The sequence below is a fragment of the Reyranella sp. genome (assembly GCF_030651995.1).
Taxonomy (GTDB): Bacteria; Pseudomonadota; Alphaproteobacteria; order Reyranellales; family Reyranellaceae; genus Reyranella.
Genome location: NZ_JAUSBN010000004.1, coordinates 60,192 through 76,315 on the forward strand (window position 1 = coordinate 60,192; position 16,124 = coordinate 76,315).

Here is a 16,124-nt window from a genome sequence, read left to right on the forward strand (position 1 = left end):
TGTTGCTGATTTTTATCTGTACAATATCCACACTTCCCCCTCCCATTTTTCTTCGTTATTTACAGGCGCTATTGGCGCGCTCAGCTATGTCGGCACAGCGCGTCATGAGAGCCTCGAAAGCCTCGGCGTCTTCCAGAAGAAGTCCGTCGTCGACCATGCGGGCGTAGTCCTCTTCCAGCGCCTTTAGACCATCGCCCACGGGCGCAAGCCGCAGACCGCCGTTGACGGCCACGGTGTAGTCGACGGGTGTCCGATCGGACGCCTTCTCGGCGAAGAACATGGTCTTGTGGCGCGCCACTGCGTTCGCCAGGTCGCGATCAGCGAAGGCGGACGCGGCAAAGCCGGTTTCGTCCAACCGCGCGACATCGTGCCAGTGACGAGCAAAGCGATCGCCGCGCAGCCGCTCCTGCAGGCAGAAAACATGGATGGCCGTCGCCTTCTCCCAGAAGGTTCGCTCTGCATGCATCACGCGTGGGCGAGCCGTGGGAAAGGTCACGCCCTCGATCAGGCCTGACGCGTCGCAGGCGATGTCGCGCAAGCTCGCGGGCTCGCCCGTCGATCGTGCTCCGAATTCGAGCATCACGCTCGGCGCCACATAGCCGGAGCCAGCCGTCGCGGCCTCGTAATCGATGAACAGCTTCTCGCCTTCGACTCGGATGGTGGCCGCCAAAGCTTCAGCCGCGAGCGCCTCTGCGATGATCGGCTGAACGCTTCCTTCAACCCACTCGGGCAGGCGCTTGCGCACCTCGCTGGACCAGCGTTTTTCCTCGCTACGGGTCTTGGGCAACCCTTCGCCGTTTTCGCGCACCAGATCAGGTGCTATCGCCCGGATGTCGTAAGTCAGGTCGACATCCTCAGAAAACCGGCGGATGACCTGATAGGCTTTGGACAGCGACGTGCCGCCCTTGAATACCAGATGTTCGCCGAGCGCCGAGCCGTAAAGGGTGGCGAGCGCCCAGACCACCCACACGTCCTTCTCGAGAAGATGCGCCGGCCGGCCAGACCGATCGGCCGCGACGCCGAGCGCCTCACGCCGATCCTCGATCGGGAGGTGGAGAAACGGATCAGCCATGTGCAGCCTTGCCCACGCTGCGCGCCAGCCAGGTCGGAAGCTGCGGCGCTACCGCGACCAGCTCGCTGAAGGCGCCCGGCGGGAGTTTCCGCTTCAATGTCTGGAGGGCGGCCTCAGCCTTCTCCGGCCCAAGCCAAGCCAAGGCTCGCACCGCCTCGCCAGCGGGCCGATGCGCCATGGCGAGCTGCCAACGGGGTGCGTGGCGAAGCTCGACGACCTGTTTGCCGAGGCTCATCTTCCGGGTGCGGCCGGAAGTCAGATAGACCGACCGGATCGGCACCTGTGTCGTGAGACCGAGGGTGTTGGCGGCAGCGGCCCCACTCGGGACGATGATCTCCCCGCGCTGGCTGGCAAGCGCCTCCACCGCTTGCTCCACGGAGGGAGCCCGCGTGCCGAACCGGCTCGTAACCGGAAGGAGATAGACGCCGCGGCCCGCGCGGATCAACTGCGTCCGCTCGGCTAGACGCGACAATGCCTGATCCACCGCGGCGCGATTCCCGAGGTGAAGCAAGCTCTTAGCTGCGACGGACGTGCCCTCTGGCAGCCCTTTCGCGTGCGCAAGAATCTGTTCGGTCAACCGTTGCATGGCCATTCTCCTGTCAGAACTATACGCAGTTTTCTGACAGTTTGCAACCGACAGCTTGGCGGGTCAGCGCCGCTAGATCAGCGGCGCGCCCTTATCGAGCAGGCTGTCCAGAAAATCCTCGCGCGACGGGAGCTGTCCCGATTGCGTCGCCAAGATCAGCGCCTCTACGACCTGACGAGCCAGCGAACGGGCCATTACCTGCTCTCGGGTCGAGATGTCCGTCATGGCGCAGCCGTGCAGGAAGGCGCTTCTTATGTCGAAGAGCTGCTCATACTGGTCAGCGTGGCTACGGTTACCGAGCAAGCCGGCGACACGCCCTCGCATCCGGTTCGTCGCGCGCATTCCCTTATGGCGATCAGGCGCAACACGGAAACTCTTCTGATAGTCGGCGCGCAGCCCCAGCGCCGCCTCGATCGTTGTGATGTGGGCGAGAAATTCATCCACGCCTTCGGCAAGGAAGGCGCGGATCAGGAAATGGGCGACCGGCGTCTCAAACAGAACCGATTGCTTCGCCTGCTCAACGATCACCCACCGGCTCTGGTCCCAAACAGTCAGCTCGGTCGTAGCGTTGTCCTCAAGGCGCAGCTCGACTGGCCGCTCTTCTTCGTAGGTTCCGCCATAGCCGTCATCATAAATGCGATCTTCCCAGCTCAGCGTGTCGGGTGATGGCGGCGAGCCTGGACGCACGAAAATGTCGCTGTCGACGGTGTAAACCCACGGCACGCGGAATCCTCGCCAGTCCACTTCCGGCATCGTCGACCAACTCTCCCAGGGCGCCAGCAGGAGGAAGAACAGCGCTTCGTCGAAGGCGCCTGGAAAACGTCCCTTGTGCGGCTCGATCTGCCCCAGATCCTGGCTGAGATCCATCGAGAAAAACGGGACCGCCCGCACTTCCGGCCCGTGCTTGAACGCCACCGTCTCCTCGATGACCAGCCAGTGAAACTCCGACAGCCGTTCGGCGTCCAGTTCCAGCCGCGGATAGACCCGCTTTAGGCGGCGCTCATCGAAGAGCACCCGCAACTCGTCCGGCGTCAGCCGGCATAGCTTCGCCCGGCCGAAAGCAAGCGGCGATAGGTCATCCGCTAGATCGAGCGGCGCGAGATGCACCCGCGTGGAACGCGTGGAACGGAGCGCCGCGTCGAGACCCGCCGCCGCCTCTTCCACTGGAAGCGCCAAATGGACGGTGTCCTTTTGCAGATGGCACGGCAGCCCCAACGCCCTCAACGCCGTCGAGAGCGCGAATGCGGGGCCCGTCTTCCCCGTGCCGTAGTAGTCGTCACGGCAGGCCTCGCGCAGACGCACGAATGCCGGATGCGCGAGGATATTGTTAGGGCCAGGCGGGCTGAGCCGCCAGAGCTCGGCGATCGCTCCTCCTCCTCGAACGCCGCCTTTCGCTCGGCGTCTATCAGGGCGGACCCTGCATCGGGGAAGCTGCTCTCCGGGTAGGTGCTGGCCGGCAGTCGCTGGGCCTCGACGAAGATCGCCCAGCCGGAGCCCAGGCGGCGCAGCGAGTTGTTGAGGCGCCCGGCGACGCCGACGAGTTCCGCGGGAACGGCCGAATCGAGATCGGGCCCCCGGAAATGCGCACTGCGTTGAAAGGACCCGTCCTTGTTGAGAACGACGCCGGGAGCGACCAGCGCCGCCCACGGCAGGAAGTCGGCAAGGCGCGTGGCCGAGTTTCGGTATTCGGCAAGGTTCATCATGCCCTGGTCCTCACACGCCGAGTCGAGCGGGGATGCGCAGGTGGCGGCGCACTACCTCGACGAAGAGCGGGTCGCGCCGGGCTGCCCAGACCGCCAGTCCGTGGCCGATCAGCCAGATCAGAAAGCCGGCGATCCACAAGCGCAGGCCGAGGCCCAAGGCGGCGGCCAGAGTGCCATTGAGGATCGCAATCGATCGTGGCGCGCCGCCGAGCAAGATCGGCTCGGTCAGGGCGCGGTGAAGCGGCACCACGAAGCCGGGAACTGGGTCGATCATCAGACGAGAACCCCGCCGCCGAAGGAGAAGAACGACAGGAAGAAGCTCGACGCGGCAAAGGCGATCGAGATGCCGAACACGATCTGGATCAGACGTCGGAAGCCGCCCGACGTGTCACCGAAGGCCAGGGTGAGGCCCGTGACGATGATGATGATCACGGCAACGATCTTGGCCACCGGGCCTTCGACCGATTGAAGGACCTGCTGCAATGGTTGTTCCCAGGGCATGCTGGATCCCGCCGCGTAGGCCGCGGATGAGTAAGCCAGCAAACTTGAAGAGAAGATGACGGTCGCGGCGACGGCGCGCCGTAATGCGATGTGCATCATTGAAAGTCTCCTGCAGGTGAAAGTGCGTAGTCCGAGTCGATGCCGAGACCGTCCACGCGGGTGAGCTCGGTCAGCCGGCGCGCGTTGCCGCGACCCGACAACACGGCAATCACGTCGATCGTCTCGGCGATCAAAGCGCGCGGAACAGTGACCACCGCCTCCTGGATGAGCTGCTCGAGGCGCCGCAGAGCGCCCCGCGCCGTGCCGGCGTGAATGGTGCCGATGCCCCCGGGATGGCCGGTGCCCCATGCCTTGAGGAGAAGCGCTCGCCCGTTTCGGGCAGCTCCGCCGACACGCGGGGACTGCCGGGGTGGACCTCGGCCCCGACATGATGGGCAACGAGCCGGACGATGCGCTCGCCTTCGGCAGCGTTGAGACGCTCCTCAGTCTCGACCAGACCGCTCGACAGCCGGTCGATCCAAAGTCGACCGTCGGGATTGAGCATCACCTCAACCACTGACGGATCCTCAAGCCATGCCGCGATAGCGGGCCCCAAGGCGGTCCGCAGCATGCGCGCGCCGCGGGAGATCACCTCAGCCTGGAAGGAATGGACCGTCATTGTCACCCCGATTGCAGGACCGTGCGAGCAGCGGTCGTTGAATGGGGTCGATTAGAAAGAGGAGGAAATGGGTCGGCGCAACAAGGTCGAGGGGGACGTAGTGCACTGGCGTACAAAGGCAGGCGGACGGCGGCTCGGCTCAGGACTGATCGCTTCCTTCATCCGCCACTTCATCCGCAGACGCGAGTTCCTGGGAGATCTCGTCTGCCAACGCCCGACCCTTGGCCAGGCGGCGGCCGAGTGCCTCAACATACCCCTCGTAACGTTCCCGGCCCTTGGCTTGCGCGGCAGGCTGGGCCGTATCCGGCAAAGAGGGCGTCGCCGTCAGCCAGAAGCGCACAAAGAGCGCCAGCGCTTCGTTGGAGATCGTGACGTTGCGCTCCAGGCGCTCAACCTGCCGGACGAGCCGGTCCAACCGGCGGCCGAGCGCCCCTTCCAGTCTTTCGGACCCGTCCGGCGACAGGAAGGATGCGAGGGCGGCTTCCACGATGTGGGCCTGCGGAACGCGCTTGCGGGTGGCGTAGTCGGCAAGCTTCAACGCCAGATCGGGTGAAAGGCGGAATGTATGCTTGGTTCGCATGCCACAGCTCAGAGGTCGATGCCGTCGCCAGGATCCAGCGCGGCCTGGCGCGCCAGACCTCGGGCGGTTGCGCGCAACGCACGCACCCGCACGGCATCTTCGTCGGCCTCATCCTCGCCAAACAAGAACTCCGCCGAAGGCTTCGGGGGTTCGGGTGCGATGTCTTCATGCTCGGCAAGCTCCGGCTCTCGCCGGATTCCGCCGTTGGCAGGATCGTCGACGGGATGCACCGCAGGGCCCGCAACACCCTCACCGGCGGCCGAACTCGCTGGAACGGGAGCTCCGCTCCAGTCATCTGATGACGGGCCGGCGACCTTCGGCTCGTCTGGCCTTGGTGGCGGAAGCAGACGCTCGGTCAGCCGGCGGTCCTCGTAGTACCGTGCCTTCCTCGCCCGAATCGGTGGGCAGCCGGACACCAGCACCAATTCATCGGTGGCCGGCAGTTGCATCACCTCGCCGGGCGTCAGCAGAGGTCGGGCCGTTTCCTGTCGCGAGACCATGAGATGGCCGAGCCAGGGGCTCAGCCTGTGGCCGGCATAATTCCGGGCGTCTCGAATCTCGGTCGCTGTGCCGAGCGCATCCGACACGCGCTTGGCTGTGCGTTCGTCGTTGGTGGCAAAGGACACGCGGACATGACAGTTGTCGAGAATGGCGTTGTTCGGACCGTAAGCCTTCTCGATCTGGTTGAGCGATTGGGCAATGAGGAAGCTCTTCAGCCCATACCCCGCCATGAAGGCGAGCGCCGATTCGAAGAAGTCGAGGCGGCCCAACGCCGGAAACTCATCCAGCATGAGCAGCAATCGGTGGCGCCGGCCCTTTGCGCCGACGCGAAGCGGCAAGGGTGTCGGCCTGGTCGTGCCGACCCTGCTGACCTGGCCGGGCAGCTCGATCGTCCACGACATCAAGGGCGAAAACTGGGAACTGACTTCGGGCTTCCGTGCCCGTCATGGTCGCGTGCTCCTGTTCGATCCGACCAATGCGCAATCAGCTGCCTACAATCCGCTATTGGAGGTTCGCCGTGGAGAATGGGAGGTCCGGGACGTCCAGAACATTGCGGACGTCCTCGTCGACCCTGAAGGAGCACTGGAACGGCGAAACCACTGGGAGAAGACCAGTCACGCCCTGCTGGTGGGTGCGATCCTGCATGTCCTGTACGCCGGGGCCGACAAGACGCTGGCCGGGGTTGCGGCCTTCCTGTCAGATCCGAGGCAGCCGATCGAGACGACGCTGCGGGCGATGATGACGACGCCGCATCTCGGCGAAGCCGGCGTCCATCCGGTCATTGCCTCGGCGGCGCGAGAGTTGCTGAACAAGAGCGAGAACGAACGGTCCGGTGTGCTGTCGACCGCCATGTCATTCCTCGGACTGTACCGGGATCCCGTCGTCGCGCAGGTCACGCGCCGGTGCGAATGGCGCATTTGCGACCTCGTCGAGGATGAGCGGCCGACGACGCTCTACCTCGTGGTGCCGCCGTCCGATATCAGCCGGACCAAACCCCTGGTTCGACTGATATTGAATCAGATCGGCCGCCGTCTGACGGAAGAGCTTCATGCCAAGCACAAGACATGTTCAGGTCCGTCATGGCGCAGGTAGTCGGTATCGAGCTTTCCGAGCACGACCCCGTCCGCGCCGATCAGTCCCGCAGTGCGCGCCTCGCGCACGGTCGCCCAACGAGCCGAGCCGTAGGTGGCGACGTTCGTGGCTTCGCGAGCGCGCCAGACCGACATGCCGATCGCGACGCCTATCGAGATGAACCCGCCCGAGACCGCAATACAGGCACCTTCGACGAAGATGGCGGGCGCATAGGCGTCGAAGGCGTACCACCACCAAAAGAAGGTCGGCGGGAAGTAGAGCGGCAGGCCAAAAAGTTCGAACCAGGGTGGGCCAAGCTGAGTTTGATAACCCAGCCGCCAGGCCGTCCATTGCGTCGCCGCCCACAGGGTAACGAGTACGATAGCGAAGACGAGGGTGATCTGCCCCCACAGGATCTTGGTCGCGGACATGCGACAAGATCAAATCGTCAGGCTTCATCGATGCAACAGAGAGCTCGCGCGGAGCGCTTGCGCGGCGGCGCAGGCGTGCAATTCGGACAGGCACCAGAAATGCCTACGCGCCATCGTCTCGCTCGTTCATCGGTCAGAGCCCCAGCCCCCGATTTCGCCCGAGCGACCAATTCACGTCTCCGCCTGGCAACGCGATGCCCGAGACGACGCGGCCGATGCGCTGCTCGAGGACCGGCCGCCACGGGACCAGGCTGAAGCCCAGCCCGTCATCGATCATGGCGAACCGGCCACTGGCGAGCTGGGTCGAGCCGACGAGCTGACCGTTGACGGGGCTGCCAGGAACCGCGGCCCACCATTCCCGTCCCCGGTCCGCGGCGAGCGCCCTGCCGGCGCGTTCGATCTCGCGGGCTTCCAGCCGCGCCACCAGATCCCGTGGCGCACGGATGCGGCCGTTGCCCAGGTCGGTGGCGTACCCCTCGTTGACCAGCCAACGGCGACGCTTGGCCGACGCCTCCATGACTTCGAGTCCAAAGCCGCTGTCTGTTAGAGTGGTTCGTTGGCGTGACGCCAGCTCGCGGTCGAGCCAGGTCGCGCCGTCGTGGCTGATCTGCTGGTCGAGGCCGCTAGAAGAGAGAACACTCACCCGCCCGGCCGTCCGGTCGCGCGCCAAATCGAGGGCCTGTCCACGCTCGGGAAGGTCGGCCGGGATGCGCCACTGATCTTTATCGATGCGCTCGACGTGACCCGCGCGACGCAACGCCTCCAGGCGTCGCACATGGGAACCGACGTAGGCGGAGGGATCGCCGCCGAAGCGATCGATCGTGGCTACGGCCTGCTCCAGATGCTTCGAGGGCCGATAGATGCCCTCCTTGCCAGCAATCGCCAGGATGTTGCGATCCGAGGCCCGGGGTCCAGTCTGCGCGGCGCCGGCCGCCACGATCATGCCGCGCTGGATATCATCGGCGCGCGTGGGATCCATCTCGAAATGGTGGACACGCCCGTCGACGCCGTCGATCACCAGCCGCACCCGCTCGCCCATCTCGTCGCCGCCCAGCCCCTTGTCGATCACACGCCCGACAATCGACTCGGTGACGTGCTCCCGGTGAACCACATAGCCTGCCATCGAACGGGCATCAGCCAGCCCCTCCCGGTCCAACGCCCGGTGCATAGACTTGATGATATCGCCGCGCTCGCCCAGCTCCCGCAACACGGACTCCGCCCTGGGTGACACCGACCAGCGCCCAGGCTCCACCTCACTAGCCAATCCCATCCGTTCCAGTTTGCGGGCCCGTTGGATCAACAGGGCCCGATTCTGCCGCACGCTCTCGAGCGTATCCCTGTCTGGCCGCAGGTCGGCGAACTCGTTCCGGCTCCGCTGCTCGGCGAGCAGCATGCGGTCAAGCCTGGTGAAGCGATCGGCATCAACCTCCCGCTCCAGGCTGCGGGACACATCCTGCTCGGACTGGCGACCGAGCTCCCGGGTCACCACCTCGCTTGCGCGCTCCCGGATTCCGAAGGCGATATAGTCGCCGGCGATATTGAGCGTTTTGCCGTCGTCAGTGACACCCCGGACGATGATGTGGGTGTGAGGATGGCCGGTGTTGTGGTGATCGACGGCGATCCAGTCGAGCCTGGTGCCGAGATCGACCTCCATCTGTTTCATCAGCTCACGAGTGGTAGTCTGCGGATCGGAAAGCTCGACACCTTCCTCGGCGGACACGATGAACCGGAACTGGTGACGATCCTCGCGACCGCGCTCGACGAAAGCTCGCCCGTCCTCGACATCCCGGCTGGCCGAATAGACCTGCCCTTTCGCCCCGTCCTTCGTCACGCCATCGCGCTGCAGGTAGCGCAGGTGGGCGTCGACCGACTTCGCACTGGCGAACTGTCGCCCTCGGGCGCCGCCGCGCTGTGGATTGAGCTTCACAACCCGGGCTTTGACCGCGACGCGCCGTGATCGTGAGCGAAGACCGCCGGTCCGGCTCCAGGGACTGCGGCCCCTCAGCGCCGCCGCTGCCGCCACCCCGCGACCTCGGTCATTGAACCTGCTGCTTCTCTTCTCGGCCCCGTTCAACCGTGAAGGATCGCCGCCAGCTCGCCGGATGGCCTGTTGAACCTGTCCGGTGAAGCTCGGCGGACGGCCTTGAACACGGCGGCCGCCGCTCGCCCGGGCATGATCCCGGATCTTGCCCGGCCGAAGTCGAAAATCATCGTCGTCGCGTGCCATGGCATGACGATCGGAAGCCGCCGGAATATCCGCAAGAGGTCAGCCACGCGTATCGGGTCGGAGCGTAGAAAAGGGTCGTTCGGGGCGGGGTCGATCTTGTGCGACGGCGGTCAGAGCGTTGAAATTAAACGACAAATCGATTCGAGAGCCGCTCACGCACGACTCCATAGCGATCTAAGTTGCTCGAAAAACAACGTGCAGACAGACACTTAGGCGCACCGCGCCGACAGCGGGGCAACCCGCTTTATCTTGCCGTCCTAATCGGGGGGATGAGTCTGATCGTAAGCGTCCGAGTCTTGCACGACCTTCAGCAAGTGCACCGTCGGTCCAAATCGGGTTCCTTCGTTCATGGGAGGTTCTCCGGTGGCAACGAAACATTTTGAGAATGCGGCGCGCCGAGAGTGGTGGGCTGTGCACATCGAGGCCTGGCAGCGCAGCGGCCTGTCGCAGCGCCGCTACTGTCGGACGCACCATCTCACGGACACGACGTTTACACGTTGGCTGCGTGCGATCGCCGATGTTGAAGTGGCCAAGATCCGTGTGCAAAACGCCCGAATCCTTGCCGAAACCGAGCACGACGAGCATCGCAGACGTCGCAAGGGGCGCCGGTTCAAGCTGTCCGAAGACAAGCGCAACCAGGCGGTCCAGGCGTACTGGGCGATGCATGTCGAGACGCTGAACTGGAGCGGCATGACCGTCAGGCAGTATGCCGCGGCGACGAAGCTCTCGCAGCACAGCCTGCGCCGCTGGCGAGATCTGATCGACAGCGGCGAGGTTGCGATCGACTGGCGCGCCCGGCTTCATCCCAGTGCTCGCCCGAAAATAAGCAGCGGTGTTAGCAGCGCTGCTAAGGATCTCTCCGTCGAAACGGCGTTGACAGAACCGCCGACGGCCGGGCCGCAGTACGATCGGCGGTCGAACAGACGCAGCTTCAGCGATGAACAGAAGCTGGCGATCGTCATGGAGTCGGAGGCGCCTGGAGTGAGCGTGGCGGCGGTGTGCCGGCGCCATGACATCTCCACCAGCATGGTGTTCCGTTGGCGCATCCAGTTCGGCTTTGGTGCGGAGCAACCGGCCAGGCTGGTGTCGGTCGCCGTGGCCGGGACAGAGAAGACGAGCGGCGCGGGTGTCAACGGAGGTGCGCTCGTGCTGCCGGATCTTCTCCCGGTTCCCGACGGCATGACCGCGGTCGACCTGTCTGACGGGCGCCGTGTGTTCGCACCCGAGGGCACCGACCCAGAGGCGGTCCGGGTGCACGTCGCCGAGCAGGAGAACAAGCGATGATGATCGTTCCGGCGGGCGTGAAGGTGCACCTGGCGCTTGGTTACACCGACATGAGGAAGGGAATGGACGGGCTTGCCGCGTTGGTCCAGGAGCAGCTGAAGCGAGACCCCTTCTCGGGCCATCTGTTCGCCTTCCGCGGTAAACGGGCGTCGATCCTGAAGGTGTTGTTCTGGGATGGGAACGGGCTGTGCCTGTTCACCAAGCGCATCGATCGGGGCGGCTTCGTATGGCCACGCATGTATGAACCCGGCGGCGCGGTGACGCTCTCGCCGGCGCAGCTGGCCATGTTGATCGAAGGCATAGACTGGCGCTCGCCCGAACGCGTCTGGAGGCCTGCGAGAGTCGGCTAAAGCGATGCAACTGAAGCACCAGGAAGGAAAAGTTCTTGGTCGCCGACTCGAACAAAAGTAGAATCGGGCATGCGGCTCGATCTCGACAATCTGCCGTCCGACATGGCCCTGCTGCACGGTCTTCTGCGCGACATGGCGGCCGTCGTCGAGCATCGTGACGGCGAGATCGAGCGACTTCAGACGATCATCAAACAGCTTCAGCGGACGCAGTTCGGCCGCCGTTCCGAGCGCCTCGATCCCGATCAGCTCGCCCTCGGTCTGGAAGATCTCGATAGCGACATCGGGCGCGCCGAAGCGAGCGATCCGAAGGAAGCCGTCGAGATCGCCGACAAGCGGCCACGGCGCAAGCCGCTGGCCGATCATCTGCCTCGCGAAGAGGTCGTGATCGACGTGGCGAACGGCGCTTGTCCGTGTTGTGGAGGTGTCCTGCACAGCATTGGCGAGAGCGTCAGCGAGATGCTGGACTGGGTTCCCGCCCAGCTCCGTGTACTGCGCATCACGCGCCCGAAATACGCCTGTCGCACGTGCAAGACCGTGGCCCAGGCGCCCGCGCCGGAACGGCCGATCGCCGGTGGGCTGGCGACACCGGCGTTGCTCGCCCAGGTGCTGGTCAGCAAGTACTGCGACCACACTCCACTCTATCGGCAAGCGCAGATCTTCGCCCGCCACGGCGTCGAGCTGGAGCGCTCGACTCTCGCCGGCTGGGTCGGCGGCGCGTGCTGGTGGCTCGAGGCGCTGGACGATCGCCTGCGCAAGGACGTGTTCGCCTCCGATCATCTGTTCGCCGACGACACGCCAATCCCGGTTCTCGATCCGGGCCGTGGACGAACGAAGACTGGGCGGCTTTGGGTCTATGCGCGTGATCAGCGACCATGGGGCGGACCGGCGCCGCCCGCGGCGGTCTACATCTTCGCGCCGGACCGGAGGGCGGAGCGGCCAGCGGCGCATCTGGAACACTTCAAGGGAGTGCTGCACGTCGATGGCTATGCCGGCTTCGAGCGGCTGACGATACGGGGCGACGTCGTGCTCGCCGCCTGCTGGGCCCATACGAGGCGCAAGTTCTATGAGGTCGCGCAAGCCGAAGATACGCCGTTGGCACACGAGGCTCTGCGCCGGATCGCCGGCCTCTATGCTGTCGAAGCGCAGGTGCGCGGTCAGTCGTCGGCGCACCGGCTGGCCGCGCGACGGACGCTCGCCAAGCCGATCATCGACGGGCTGCAGATCTGGCTGGAAACACACCTCCCGCATCTGCCTGGCCGCGGAAAACTCGCCGAGGCGATGCGGTACGCACTCGCGCGCTGGAATGGGTTGACCCGATTCCTGTACGACGGCCGCATCGAGCTCGACACGAACCCGGTCGAGCGGGCCATCAGGCCGGTGGCGCTTGGGCGCAAGAATCATCTCTTCGCCGGCAGCGATGGCGGCGGAGCCCGTTGGGCGACGGTGTGCACGCTCATCGAAACCTGCAAGTTGAATGGCGTCGAACCATACGCCTATCTGCACGATGTTCTGACGCGGATGGTCGGCGGGCACCCAATCAACCGAATCGACGAGCTGCTGCCGTGGGCTTGGAAGGCCGCGAATCACGTCAAGACCTGAGCGACGTGCGAAAACCGGACGCATACGTCTGATCTTCTTCGCCATCGTCGTCTCTCCTCTATAGCACGCAACGTCCTTGTTCTCTTCGCGGCAGTACGCTCGGCCACGACAGCAGAGAGTTCTGGTGCGCCGTGCAGTCCTCCGCGCTCATCGACGGGTTGGATTGGCTGCGGTCGTGCAGCGCTCGAACCGTCGCGGCGCATTTTTCCATCGGATTGACGGAGCATCATCACAGGCAATCGGGCGTGGTCCGAAGATACCGTGACGGTGTCGGCCACAGGCAAGATAACGTGCGTTCCGTCGTCCTTGGTCTGCACCAGTCCTCATCCGCCGCAGCGGAGCTCCATCGTTCAGGTGGCGGCCGTCGGGATGACGGGCCGCAGCATCGAAGGTGTCGGGCGTGCGCTCATGCCTGGGCGCCCAGCAGCTTGCCGTCCTTGCGGGCGGCGCGCGCCGCACGATCGCCGGCGCTGGCCGCCGCGTCACCGACGTAGCAGGTTCCGTCCGTCCACATGGCGTGCATGATGACAGCCAGCTTGCGCGCCACGGCCACCGTCGCCTTGCGGTGGCAGCTGCGCTTGGCCAGCGCCAGACCCCAAGTGCGCACCTTGTCGCGGCCCTTGAAGCGCGTCATCAAGGCCGATGCCGCCTCGTACAATGCGCGACGAACATCACCGTCGCCGGCCTTGCTGATGCGTCCCTGCACGTCTACCGAGGTGCCGGACTGCCAGCGTCGCGAGGTCAGGCCGAAGTACGCCGCCACGTCGCGCGAACGACGGAAGCGCAACGGATCGTCGATCGCCGTCACGAAGCTCAACGCCGTCACCGGACCGACCCCCGGGATCGCCATGAAGCGCCGACAGACCTCGTGACGGGCGACGAACTTCACCACCAGATCATGCAGCCGGCAGTATTGCTTCCATAGCACCGCCCGTGCCGCCAACATGGCGTCCATCAGCTCGCTGGTCAGCGCATCGCCTGCCACCGCTTCGCGCACCGCCGCGTCGAAGCCGGTGCGCCCGGTGCCCTTGATGCGGATGCCGAAGGCCTTCAGCGAATGCCGAATGGTGTTCTCGAGGTCCAGCACCCTTGCGCTTGAGGTTGCGCCGCTGCGTCAGCAGAAGCCGCAGCCGATAGCAGCTCTCCGTCTTGATATGGGCCTGGCGGAACCAGCCGGTCCGCACGATGTGCGCCAAGGCCAATGCATCCGTGGCATCGGTCTTGTTGCGCTGGGCCGACATGGCCGCGCGCACATGCCTGGTCTCCAGGCAGACGGCCGGCAAGCCGCGCCTGGCCAGCTCGGGCTGCAGCCACGGTGACAGCGACCCTGCTTCATGACCGGCGCGCCGCAGCCGCGGCAGGAACCGCTTGAGAGCGGCCGCGATCGTGTCCGGATCGGTCACCACCTCCGTCTGCATCTGCACCTCGCCCTTGTCGTCGACCACGCAGATCGCCGTCCGCTCCATCCCGACGTCGAAACCCGAGAAGAATTCCATCGCCCGCCTCCCGCGATGCTGCTTCACCGCAGCGACGTTAACAGCAGGCGCACCGGAGAGCTGATCGTCACCGACATCGCACGGAGCACACCGATTACGGGCCGCAGTCCATGATTCAGGATCCTGGGCCGAGAAGCCTCATGAGCTCCTTCGACAATCTGACCGAATGCCGGCATCCACGAACGCTCCGCATCACGGCAACCGACTTGCGGTGCCGTGGCGTACAAACAGTCCATCAGCTGGCGGCGCCAGCGCAGATGCACCGCCAACATAACGACCGGCCGATGCTCGCTCCGATGACGTGCGCCGAGACGACGGCATGGCTGCGGGGCTCTCACGGGTACGCGCTGCAAACAGCGGCGACTCCTGCCATCTCATGACACGGCGGGTAAGAGTCGCCGCGTTGTTGACCTGTTCGTCTCCGATCAACGGGGCGAGCATGTCGACGTAGCGCCGAGTTTCCACAGGCAGCTCCCGCCCCGCCGCCAGATAGTCATCGTAACGCCGCGGGCCTGCATTGTAGGCGGCCAGGAAGCCGGGGACGCCGTAGCGATCATGCATCTCGCGCAAGTACGCGGCGCCAGCGAGAATGTTGTCGCGAGGATCATAGGGGTCGGCGCCCAACCGATGACGAGCACGCAAGTCAGCCCAAGTATCCGGCATGATCTGCATCAACCCCATGGCGCCTTGCGAGGAGAGTGCGCGCACATTTCCGCCACTCTCTACAGCCAATACGGCGCTGATCCAGGACGCCTGCACACCAAAGCGCTGCGCAGCTTCGTGGACAAAGGCGGCATAGGGATCGACAGCCGCTGCGCTCGCCGACTGCGCAGCGAGAGGCGGCTCGGCATGTGCCTTCTCGGCAAATCCAGCTGCGGTCACCACCAGCGTGATCACCGTTACCAAAGCGAACGATCGCACGACGGCTCCCGGGGACTTGGCCGGAAACGAGGGTGGGTCGCAGCGCGTCGTCAACAAACGCAACATTGTGTGGGCGTGAATGCGGTGCATGATCACTCCTTCTCGATCCAGACGGGACGCGCATAGGCAACTACGGCAGACGTTGGGGTCGGACCAAAGTATCGTCCGTCCAGCGAGTCAGCCGATTGCCAGTTCATCAGGAAGAGTTCGTCTGCCGCGACGACGCGGCAGCCTTGCCAGGACGGAAGTGGTCGGCCCCGTCCGTCGCGCTCGCGGGCCAAGCCTACCAACTTCGCATCGATAAGGATGGCAAGCCCTCGTCGGCAGACGGTCTGCCCGGGAAGCGCCAGGACGTGCTTGAGCATGGGAACGCCGCGCGGCAGGTAGTTGCCCTCAACGAGGAAGCTCGCGAGCGGCTCTGGTGGCACGACGACGACCAGCTCAGCAGCGTAGAGTTTGTCGATCGACTGCAGCCGGTAGAGTCCCACGGGCACGCTTGCCGAGGCATTCCACATGAAGAGTGGAAGTGCACCTTTGCCAGCGCTCACCGCCAGGATGACGACACCGGCGAGCATGGCCACAAGCACGCGCTTCCGCCCGTTCATGAGCCGATCCGCTGCCGCAGAAGCCAAGCCTTGTGCCGCGCCAAGGTATAGGGCCGGAGCGCTTCGCCGACCGACAGGCGATTGTGAATGTGACGCCAATAGTCCGGGGCGGCATCGGCCGCATCGATGCCCAGCGCCTCAACGATGTCGATCATCTGCAGCACGTGCTTGACCTTGGGCCAACCGGACGTCCGCAGCAGGATGTCGGCGCCTGGTCGTACAAACGGAACGGTCGCGCAGGTTTCGCTGGCCCGGACGGCGCGCAGGATGTCGATCCGCGACGCGACCGTGCCGTACTCGTTGGCCGCCCAGCGCACGAAGGCGAAGACGCTGCCCGGAGCAAAGGAGAGCACGCGCCGCCGCCGATCGAGGATCTGCTCCTGTGCGGCACGGCCAAAGCGGATCCAGTGTTCGGCCTGCTTCTCGAACCACAGGAGCTCGACATGCGTGAGGTCGCTCAAGCAAGACCTCCCTCACGTGTCGCAAGCACGCTCAGCCGCAGTCCCTTTGCCGGGCAACCTGTTATCCCAGACGGTGGA

General features: G+C 65.0%; 13 protein-coding genes and 6 pseudogenes. 4 read left to right on the forward strand and 15 right to left on the reverse strand.

Going from position 1 to position 16,124, the window contains the following annotated elements; genetic code table 11:
- Window positions 1-55: 55 nt before the first annotated feature.
- From Q7V45_RS00480 to Q7V45_RS00520, 9 genes and pseudogenes are all read right to left on the reverse strand, one after another.
- Window positions 56-1,072, reverse strand: a complete 1,017-nt coding sequence (locus Q7V45_RS00480) for a nucleotidyl transferase AbiEii/AbiGii toxin family protein (RefSeq protein ID WP_304845239.1) — start codon at window positions 1,070-1,072, stop codon at window positions 56-58.
- Window positions 1,065-1,658, reverse strand: coding sequence for a DUF6088 family protein (locus tag Q7V45_RS00485; protein ID WP_304845242.1), 594 nt, complete (start codon window positions 1,656-1,658; stop codon window positions 1,065-1,067). The genes Q7V45_RS00480 and Q7V45_RS00485 overlap by 8 nt, the downstream gene beginning before the upstream one ends.
- 72 nt (window positions 1,659-1,730) lie before the next feature.
- Entirely contained in the window at window positions 1,731-2,960 is a 1,230-nt protein-coding gene (locus Q7V45_RS00490; RefSeq protein ID WP_304845245.1) for a hypothetical protein, read from the reverse strand.
- 71 nt (window positions 2,961-3,031) lie between these two features.
- Window positions 3,032-3,361: pseudogene (locus tag Q7V45_RS00495) on the reverse strand (conjugal transfer protein TrbE); the annotation flags it as partial.
- 10 nt (window positions 3,362-3,371) lie between these two features.
- Window positions 3,372-3,635, reverse strand: a complete 264-nt coding sequence (locus Q7V45_RS00500) for a VirB3 family type IV secretion system protein (RefSeq protein WP_304845248.1) — start codon at window positions 3,633-3,635, stop codon at window positions 3,372-3,374.
- The gene (locus tag Q7V45_RS00505) at window positions 3,635-3,961 is read right to left on the reverse strand and encodes a TrbC/VirB2 family protein (protein ID WP_304845251.1); all 327 of its coding nucleotides are present in this window, start codon (window positions 3,959-3,961) and stop codon (window positions 3,635-3,637) included. The genes Q7V45_RS00500 and Q7V45_RS00505 overlap by 1 nt, the downstream gene beginning before the upstream one ends.
- Window positions 3,958-4,520, reverse strand: a pseudogene (locus Q7V45_RS00510) (ATPase, T2SS/T4P/T4SS family). Before Q7V45_RS00510 ends, Q7V45_RS00505 begins: the two are co-directional and overlap by 4 nt.
- Before the next feature lie 139 nt (window positions 4,521-4,659).
- Entirely contained in the window at window positions 4,660-5,100 is a 441-nt protein-coding gene (locus Q7V45_RS00515; protein ID WP_304845254.1) for a CopG family transcriptional regulator, read from the reverse strand.
- An 8-nt stretch (window positions 5,101-5,108) separates the two neighbouring features.
- Window positions 5,109-5,915 (reverse strand): annotated as a pseudogene (locus Q7V45_RS00520) (type IV secretory system conjugative DNA transfer family protein); the annotation flags it as partial.
- Window position 5,916: 1 nt separating this feature from the next.
- On the opposite strand from Q7V45_RS00520, the pseudogene Q7V45_RS00525 reads away from it, so the two are divergent.
- Window positions 5,917-6,663 (forward strand): annotated as a pseudogene (locus tag Q7V45_RS00525) (type IV secretory system conjugative DNA transfer family protein); the annotation flags it as partial.
- On the opposite strand, the pseudogene Q7V45_RS00530 reads toward Q7V45_RS00525, so the two are convergent.
- Both Q7V45_RS00530 and Q7V45_RS00535 read right to left on the reverse strand, forming a co-directional pair.
- A pseudogene (locus Q7V45_RS00530) lies at window positions 6,651-7,103 on the reverse strand (conjugal transfer protein TraG); the annotation flags it as partial. The pseudogenes Q7V45_RS00525 and Q7V45_RS00530 sit on opposite strands and share 13 nt — an antisense overlap.
- Before the next feature lie 133 nt (window positions 7,104-7,236).
- Entirely contained in the window at window positions 7,237-9,330 is a 2,094-nt protein-coding gene (locus Q7V45_RS00535) for a DUF3363 domain-containing protein (RefSeq protein ID WP_304845257.1), read from the reverse strand.
- 363 nt (window positions 9,331-9,693) lie between these two features.
- On the opposite strand from Q7V45_RS00535, the gene Q7V45_RS00540 reads away from it, so the two are divergent.
- The 3 genes from Q7V45_RS00540 to Q7V45_RS00550 all read left to right on the forward strand — a co-directional run bounded on the left by Q7V45_RS00540 (window position 9,694) and on the right by Q7V45_RS00550 (window position 12,563).
- Window positions 9,694-10,614 (forward strand): transposase, encoded by a 921-nt coding sequence (locus Q7V45_RS00540; protein ID WP_304845260.1) that lies wholly within the window; start codon window positions 9,694-9,696, stop codon window positions 10,612-10,614.
- Window positions 10,611-10,964, forward strand: coding sequence for an IS66 family insertion sequence element accessory protein TnpB (gene tnpB / locus Q7V45_RS00545; RefSeq protein ID WP_296321565.1), 354 nt, complete (start codon window positions 10,611-10,613; stop codon window positions 10,962-10,964). Before Q7V45_RS00540 ends, tnpB begins: the two co-directional genes overlap by 4 nt.
- 69 nt (window positions 10,965-11,033) lie before the next feature.
- Window positions 11,034-12,563 (forward strand): IS66 family transposase, encoded by a 1,530-nt coding sequence (locus Q7V45_RS00550; RefSeq protein ID WP_370692526.1) that lies wholly within the window; start codon window positions 11,034-11,036, stop codon window positions 12,561-12,563.
- Between the two features lie 406 nt (window positions 12,564-12,969).
- Here the strand turns inward: Q7V45_RS00550 and Q7V45_RS00555 are convergent.
- From Q7V45_RS00555 to Q7V45_RS00570, 4 genes and pseudogenes are all read right to left on the reverse strand, one after another.
- Window positions 12,970-14,059, reverse strand: a pseudogene (locus Q7V45_RS00555) (IS110 family transposase).
- A 192-nt stretch (window positions 14,060-14,251) separates the two neighbouring features.
- The gene (locus Q7V45_RS00560) at window positions 14,252-15,070 is read right to left on the reverse strand and encodes a lytic transglycosylase domain-containing protein (RefSeq protein ID WP_304845268.1); all 819 of its coding nucleotides are present in this window, start codon (window positions 15,068-15,070) and stop codon (window positions 14,252-14,254) included.
- A gap of 2 nt (window positions 15,071-15,072) precedes the next feature.
- Window positions 15,073-15,585, reverse strand: coding sequence for a S26 family signal peptidase (locus Q7V45_RS00565; RefSeq protein WP_304845271.1), 513 nt, complete (start codon window positions 15,583-15,585; stop codon window positions 15,073-15,075).
- On the reverse strand, window positions 15,582-16,046 hold the full coding sequence (locus Q7V45_RS00570) for a DUF2840 domain-containing protein (protein WP_304845274.1): 465 nt from the start codon (window positions 16,044-16,046) through the stop codon (window positions 15,582-15,584). The genes Q7V45_RS00565 and Q7V45_RS00570 overlap by 4 nt, the downstream gene beginning before the upstream one ends.
- Between the last annotated feature and the right edge of the window lie 78 nt (window positions 16,047-16,124).